This is a genomic window from Tissierellales bacterium (assembly GCA_025210965.1).
Taxonomy (GTDB): domain Bacteria; phylum Bacillota; class Clostridia; order Tissierellales; family JAOAQY01; genus JAOAQY01.
Genome location: JAOAQY010000189.1, coordinates 1 through 7,621 on the forward strand (window position 1 = coordinate 1; position 7,621 = coordinate 7,621).

Annotated in this window: 6 protein-coding genes, 1 tRNA gene and 1 other annotated feature; of the genes, 5 read left to right on the plus strand and 2 right to left on the minus strand. The window is 35.0% G+C overall.

From position 1 onward, the window contains the following. Positions 1-10 precede the first annotated feature (10 nt). Positions 11-1,342: an MATE family efflux transporter gene (locus N4A40_13785; protein ID MCT4662923.1), complete on the minus strand. Its 1,332-nt coding sequence runs from the start codon at positions 1,340-1,342 to the stop codon at positions 11-13. 127 nt (positions 1,343-1,469) lie between these two features. Here N4A40_13785 and N4A40_13790 point away from each other — a divergent pair, with 127 nt between their 5' ends. Then, positions 1,470-1,949, plus strand: coding sequence for a MarR family winged helix-turn-helix transcriptional regulator (locus N4A40_13790; protein ID MCT4662924.1), 480 nt, complete (start codon positions 1,470-1,472; stop codon positions 1,947-1,949). A 185-nt stretch (positions 1,950-2,134) separates the two neighbouring features. Here the strand turns inward: N4A40_13790 and ablB are convergent, their stop codons facing one another. Then, entirely contained in the window at positions 2,135-2,971 is an 837-nt protein-coding gene (gene ablB / locus N4A40_13795; GenBank protein ID MCT4662925.1) for a putative beta-lysine N-acetyltransferase, read from the minus strand. A 203-nt stretch (positions 2,972-3,174) separates the two neighbouring features. On the opposite strand from ablB, the gene N4A40_13800 reads away from it, so the two are divergent. The 4 genes from N4A40_13800 to N4A40_13815 all read left to right on the plus strand — a co-directional run. Then, positions 3,175-4,014 (plus strand): rhodanese-like domain-containing protein, encoded by an 840-nt coding sequence (locus N4A40_13800; GenBank protein MCT4662926.1) that lies wholly within the window; start codon positions 3,175-3,177, stop codon positions 4,012-4,014. Positions 4,015-4,182: 168 nt separating this feature from the next. Then, positions 4,183-4,416: a binding site (T-box leader), on the plus strand. 151 nt (positions 4,417-4,567) lie between these two features. After that, entirely contained in the window at positions 4,568-5,917 is a 1,350-nt protein-coding gene (locus N4A40_13805; protein MCT4662927.1) for a sodium-dependent transporter, read from the plus strand. A 417-nt stretch (positions 5,918-6,334) separates the two neighbouring features. Further along, positions 6,335-6,411, plus strand: a tRNA-Arg gene (locus N4A40_13810). 224 nt (positions 6,412-6,635) lie between these two features. Then, a partial coding sequence (locus tag N4A40_13815; protein MCT4662928.1) for a cache domain-containing protein occupies positions 6,636-7,621 on the plus strand: 986 nt, incomplete at its 3' end.

The following is a 7,621-nucleotide window of genomic DNA, read 5'->3' on the forward strand; positions in this document are numbered from 1 at the left end:
CTATAATGAATCACTTATCAATTCTAGATTTCACAAATACTCCAGTTACTAATATAGTTAATGCATCGGCAATTGGAAAAGCTAACCAGATACCAAGTATTCCAAGATTTGCTACATGAGGAAGTGCAATAGCTAGTGGTATGAAGAATATAATCTGTCTTAGAAGTGATAGGAAAAGTGATGCTTTTCCCTGTCCTATGGATTGATAATATCCCACAGCTATTTGATAACAGCCGATTAGAGGAAATACCATAACTATTATTCTAAGAACTTTAGAGCCCTCTACTATCAAATCTTTAGAATCTGTAAATAGACCAACTATCAGCTCTGGTACAATCCACATGAGTAATGTCAATACGCAGGCTATGGCAGTTGATGTTAGTAGACTCATCTTCACAGTGTTTCTTATTCGAGTGTGATTATTTGCGCCCCTACTATAGCCTATGATTGGCTGCATTCCCTGAACTATACCTATTAATGGCATGAGCACAAATAAAGTAAGTTTGTACACTATGCTGTAAATAGATACAGCTTGATTTCCGCCATATTTTAATAGAGAGTAGTTCAAAAGGACAGCTACAAAACTCATAGCAGCTTGTGTTATGAATGCTGAAGAACCGACCATGAACATTTCTTTAGATATTGCTAAATCAAATTTCATATTTTTAAGTTTGAAATTTATGCTGGAAACTCGTCCAAAATAGTAAATAGTTATATACAAGAAACTGAAAGCTTTCGATATAGAAGTCGCTAAACCAGCGCCCCATATGCCCCAGTCAAATACATATATAAATAGATAGTCTAAAAATATATTCAAGAACATTCCGTATATCATTGCATGCATGGCATTTTTAGCATGACCTTCTGCTCTTATGATATTGTTAGAAGCTACACTAAAAGGAAATACATATACACCTAAGAACATGGCGCGTGCATATTCAGATGCAAAGGGAAGTACTTCTTTACTAGCTCCAAATAGAGTTACGATTTGGTCGGAAAATATAAGACCTGTGGTTGCAAGTATTACAGAAAATACAGCCATTATAAACGTCAAATTTCCTACGACCTTATCGGCACCTTCCCTATCTTTAGCTCCGAGTTTTCTAGAAAATACAGATGCACTTCCGATTCCTACCAATAGTGACATTGACATGATAATCATTTGAATAGGTAAGTATATAGAAAGACCAGCTAGAGCTAGTTCACCTACACCTTTTCCTATGAACATTGTATCTACTATATTGTAGATAGCATTTACGAGCATAGCTATCGTAGCGGGGATACTCAATTTCATGAGTGCACTAAATTCCCGCTCTTCGCCTAATATATAATCTCTTGACATGATACACCTCCGAAAATAGTTGCAATTAGCTACTAAAAAATTATAACTTAAATAGTAGCAGTTTGCAACTATTTTTTGTATATAGTATAATATACCCAAAATGAGGTTATATTATGGGGGCGATATTGTGTTGAAAGACAAAGCTATAGGATTATCAAAAAAAATTTCGTATGGAAAGGTTATAGATCAGATAACTAGAAGTAATGCCTATTATATTGGAAAACGTCTTGAAAAGCACAATTTAAACAAGAGTGAGTATAAGTATTTGATTCAAATCTACAATAAAGAAGGTATATGCCAAGAAGACTTAGCTACCATATTGAAATGTGAAAAGCATGAAGTCGCAAAGGGAATAAAAGCACTTGTAGACAAGGGATATCTTTACAAAGAAAAAGATAAAGATGATAAAAGAAGATACAAAATATACCTAGAAGAAAAAGCCAAAATAGCTAGGGACTCAATCGTTGATGTGCTAGAAGAATCATCGGATATCATGACTAAGGGATTTACAGAAACGGAAAAAGATACTCTCATAGAGCTATTGCTTAGAATGTCTGAGAATATGCATGAAGCAGCAGTGGATATGAAGAAGGGGCGAATGATTTAAATTAGACATAGTCATAAAAAATCAAAATCATCATCTTTTAAATGATTAACAAAACGAGTATATACTTGTACTTAGATAGTGTCAATAGCATATGATGAAGCACTAAGTATAAAAAGCAGATACTGAATTTGAAAATTCAGTATCTGCTTTTTTGATTACATTACCATTAAATTATAACTAATCCTTTATTCCAAAAACCTATACCACACATTCATATTCTCAATCCTACCAGCGATCTGCGTGTTATTCAAAAGCTTTCCGCCAAATACATAGTGTGCTCTAGCAAATGTTATATTCATACTAGGAGACGAAGCTCTAGCGATGGAATATAATGTTTTTATTTTATAGAAAGGTAGAACTTCTTCCATCTGTTTTAAAAGGTGAAGCGATAGATTCTTGCCCTTATACTCATCTAGGGTTGCAAAATCAGTCATCTCTGCATTTTGATTTTCTCGGTCAAGTTCGGCGGAAGAAAGGGCAACTAATTTTGTGCCATCAAATGCGCCAAAGTACAATATGTTTTTGGCCATTGTACTCTTCAAATATTCAGGGTCATGTATAGGGAATGGATAACTTTCAAATACAGAATCATAGATATTAGCCATAGCTTGTACATGTCTCTCTTCAAGCATTGAAAGGCTGAAGTTTTCATCCAATGGCTTTAATTCAAAATTAGATGACTTACTCTTTGATATTTCGAGTATGATAGTCTCATCATCTTTAAACCTGTCCATCTTTCTCGACATAGAAAAATATTTCCCGAGAAAATAACAAGTGTTTTTTCCACCGAAAAACTTTGGTATTTCTGCTTCTATTTCATAGCCATCTTGTATAAAAGCCATTGATTCCATCATTGGAATTTTTGCGCAAATTTTGCCATAGCGCTCACTCTTAGCTAAATTGTTTAATTCATCTATCAAAGCGTTTGTATCATCGTTTTTGTATTTCATTAGATATATTCTATTATTGTCCTTGCCATGTTGAATTGTTGATTTACCTATGTTAGTAATAACATCATTCATAGGAAGTCCCCCTTAATATAATTATAAGTCCGTCTAAAGTGTGTCCATTATATCATACCCGCAAAGGGTTGTAGTTTAACATCTTGATGATAATTCAAAAAGAGAAAACGTAAAATTCGTAAATAGCGCAATTTCGAACAGAGGTGTTATATTGCTGGTCTCTAGGGTAAAAAGAATACAAGAATGGGGAGGGGGCGTTTTTGATGAAAAATTTTTTGAAAGCAAAGTGGCTCAAAGACCATCTAGGAGATAAAGACTTGATTTTAATTGATATACGCTATAGCAGAGCTATGCCAGAAGAAGGACAATTGAATTATGAAAAAGGGCATATTCCTGGAGCATACTATCTATCGTGGGAGGATGTATTTTTAGGACCTATTCACGAACATGGAGGTTATGGAAGTCTCCCCGAAGAGAGTGAATTTAAGGATGTATTTTCAAATTTAGGATACATGGCCGGCAAGAAAGTGGTGTTTTACGGACAGCATTTGAAAGAACTTGCTAGAGCTTGGTTTGTGTGCAAGGTTATGGGGATAAATGATGTTTATTTATTGTATGGTGGGATGGATGAATGGAATCACATTGGAGGAAATATAGAAACTAGTATTCCAAAATTGCCTGCAAAAACTGAGTTTGATTTGAAAGTTGACAATAGCTTTATTTGTGATAGAAAATGTCTTTTAGACTCACTTGTGCTAGACAATAAAGTGGTGATTGATGTTAGAAATTACAGAGATTATGCCGGTGTAGAAGGAAATAAGAAAACTGGGCACATAGAAGGCGCTCGGCATCACTATTGGCGCAAGAACTTAGAGCTCGGTAGTGATATAAATATATTAAATCCAAACCAATTGGAGGAGCATTATAGATATTTGGAAGATGCAGAGGAAATCATAGTTTATAGTGGACTTGGTCTCAGTGCATGCGTTGCTTATTTGGGTTTAAGTGAAATTGGATATGATGCTAGGATTTATTTAGGCGGACTAAGTGATTGGGTTAGTTATGTAGATGGAGAATTGGTTCAAAATGTTGAAGACTTTTGATATAAATAGCTATAAAAAATAAAAAAATCATAAAATTTTTAAAAATTATGAATGCGATTAAAAACACAAAGTAACCGGTTACTTGATTATCTAGTTATTAACAAAATGAAAAAAAGTGTTGACTTTTATTCAATGATTTTAGTATAATGACTTCAACGCAGAACTTAAACAAATGCTAAGACGGAGAGAAAGATATGTGCAGAGACTTCAGAGAGTCGGTGGTTGGTGAGAACCGATGTCGAGTATGTATTGTATGATCACTCTAGAGCAGCCAGTCTGAAATAAGTAAGATTTGGTCGGTAGTCACCGTTACATGACAGAGATTCGATTTATGATCCGATCTTACAATGAGGCTTTTTAGCAAAATAGGGTGGTACCACGATATGATTAATCGTCCCTATAGATTAGAGTAATCTTTTCTATGGGGATTTTTTTATTGCCTAGAAAAGTAAAAGATGATTGTAAAGATGACATAATAATCGATTTTACTAAAACCTGACGAGGAATATAGTGAAATGGTTTCTAGCGTAATATTTTTTGAGGAGAGAAGAAGATGGAAAGAGAGAGTTTTGGGTCGAAGTTAGGAATCCTAGCAGCAGCGGCAGGATCTGCAATCGGTCTAGGTAATATATGGAAATTCCCGTTTATAGTAGGACAAAATGGTGGAGCCGCATTTATTTTAGTTTATTTAGTATGTATTGCACTTATAGGTTTACCAGTTATGCTTTCAGAGTTTTCACTAGGACGTCATGCTATGGGAAATGCAGTTCAGTCATTTAGAGCTGTAAAAAAGACTGGTTTTTGGCATTTAGGCGGTTATATGGCAGTAATGACTGCGTTTATCATATTGTCTTATTATGCTATGATTGCAGGTTGGGTAGGATCGTATTTATTCCGTGCAGCTAGTGGAGCGCTTATGCAGATTCCATCGGGCTCACAAGATAGTTTCTTTAATGGACTTATTTCATCGCCAGTAGAAAATGTAGCGGCTTGTTTCGTGGTATTAGCACTTACTACTGTAGTTTGTCTATTTGGAGTAAAATCTGGTATAGAGAAAGTCAGTAAGACACTTATGCCTGTATTATTGTTATTATTAGTATATTTGATGTTCAAATCAGTTAGTTTAGAAGGAGCATCTAAAGGTTTAGAGTTTCTATTTAGTCCAGATTTCAGTTATTTAAAGGACCCAAGTGTTATATTAGAGGCATTAGGACATGCCTTCTATTCACTTAGTTTAGGTATGGGTATCATAATCACTTATGGTTCATACATTGGTAAAAATGAAAACTTGGGAGCACTTAGTATTCAAGTTACTATAGCAGATACACTTATTGCTCTTATGGCTGGTGTGGTTATATTCCCAGCGGTATTTGCATTTGGATTTGAGCCAACAGAAGGTCCTGGACTTATATTTATAACACTTCCAGCAGTATTTGAGCAGATGCCTATGGGCGGCGTGTTCGCGACATTGTTCTTTGCGCTAATAGGTATAGCGGCACTTACATCTACTATTTCACTTATGGAAGTTGTGGTAACATTCTGCTCTGAGCAGTTCAATTGGGTTAGAAAGAAAGCCACTGTTATAGTAGGAGCAGCACTTTTTGCACTTTCAATTCCATCTACACTGTCATTTAGCGTGTGGAGTGATGTAAAGATTTTTGGTCTTGGCTTCTTCGATTTATTCGACAAGACAGCTTCAAATATATTGTTGCCACTAGGTGGTTTGATAGTGTGTGTATTCGTTGGATGGGTATGGGGTACAGACAATGTAGCTAAAGAGGTCAGCAATGAAGGCAAGCTTAGCTTTGCTTGGAGAGGATTTTATGCTTTTAGCATAAAGTTACTAGCGCCATTAGCTATACTAGTGATTTTTGTAACCAAACTTAAAGAGCTATTTGCTTAAATAGAGAAATATCTAGTTTGATGTTATATATGTAGTAGATTTTTGCATATTAAAAGTTGGAGCTAGATTATATTAATTAAGATATCAGCGCAGAGCGTTTTGATATATGGATCCGATATTTCGGAGGTTTTCATATTGAATTTTGAAAATATTATCTCAAGAAGACCCTCTAGTGTATAATATTTTTGAAATTCAAGTGGATGTTCAATGGGGAAGAGAAGTCATAGCTATTTGCTAAGGCTTCTTTTATTTTAGGAACATGTAAAAAATGCTGAAAAAAGGTGTTTTAACTATAATGAGGCGGGTATACATTGTTTGGGAAAAGGTATTGCAGGGACTCTTTAATGTATGGAGCGTTCCTGTTTTTTTGTTTGAAATTGACAAATCTGGTTTAGTGTTGTAATATATTATTGTTAAGTCCTCATAGCTCAGTAGGATAGAGCGCTCCCCTCCTAAGGGAGAGGCCGGGGGTTCGAATCCTCCTGGGGACGCCAGATAAGACGCTTTTATAGGCGTTTTTTTTGTACCTAAATATAAGAAAATCGCTATTGAAAATTTCGAATTATATGTTTTTTTAACCTTGATTATGAATGATTTGTGTTATAATAATAACATATTTGGGAAATTTAATACATATTACAATAATTTAGAAATACGGCTGAAATATTGTAATGAAAGGGCTAAAAAATAAGGGGAAAGAGAAGTTGGAGGGAGTAGCATGTTAAAGTTTAAAAGGATAGGTACGAAGATTACAGTAGCTATAGTCATGGTTGGTATGATTATATCTCTTGGAATTGGAAGCATAGTGGGGCTTAAAGTATCTAAAGAATTTACAAGCGAGGCATTGAAACTAGCTGAGGAGACAGTCTCAAAACATACTGAGATGATAGACCGAAGCTTCAATACCACGGAAACTGCAGTTCAGATGCTTTCACAGAATTTAGAGTCAAATTTCAATCTCAGTGAAGCATTAAATGATCCAGAATATATGGTGGATTTTAAGAGCAATTATGTAAAAACAGTAGGAGACGTAGCTAAGAAATTAAATTATACAAAGAGTGTGTATATTTATTTCAATAGTGAGGTTTTTAAATCTGCTCACGATATTTGGTTTAAGGCAGATGAAAATAATAATTTTGCTAGACAGAAAGAGTTTGATCTTTCTTATTTTGATAGAGATGCTTCAAATACGGAGTGGTTTTATACTCCGATAGATACTAAAAAGCCAGTTTGGTCAGCTCCATACAATGATGCAACAGGACAGTTAGTTACATCTTATGCCATGCCGGTGGTAAAAAATGGTAGCGTAATAGCCGTAGTCGGAATGGATTTTAATGTATCGGATGTAGCAGAGCATTTAAATTCTATAAAACTTTATGGTAGTGGATACATTTATATGATGAATGAAGATTATGAATTTATAGTTCATCCTACTGAAGAAAGAGGAACTAGCCTCGAAAGTTTTGATGGAGGTGATGAGGCTGTTGACGAGATGGCTGAGTCACGAGTAGGTCATGCGAAGATTACGCTAAGTGGAGAGAAAAAGATCGCTGGATTTGCTAAGCTAAAAAATGGCTGGACGATAGCATCTAGTATACCAGCGCGTGAGGTTACAAGAGTGGTAGATCAGATAATGATGTTAATAGGTATAATAATAGCTGCTGGACTTGTTATATCTATGATATCTGCTTATATAATAGGAAA

Bases quoted from the DNA above. Each gene is read 5' to 3' on its own strand.
- N4A40_13785 (MCT4662923.1), bottom strand. From the start codon at position 1,342: ATGTCAAGAGATTATATATTAGGCGAAGAGCGGGAATTTAGTGCACTC.
- ablB (MCT4662925.1), bottom strand. From the start codon at position 2,971: ATGAATGATGTTATTACTAACATAGGTAAATCAACAATTCAACATGGC.
- N4A40_13800 (MCT4662926.1), top strand. From the start codon at position 3,175: ATGAAAAATTTTTTGAAAGCAAAGTGGCTCAAAGACCATCTAGGAGAT.
- N4A40_13805 (MCT4662927.1), top strand. From the start codon at position 4,568: ATGGAAAGAGAGAGTTTTGGGTCGAAGTTAGGAATCCTAGCAGCAGCG.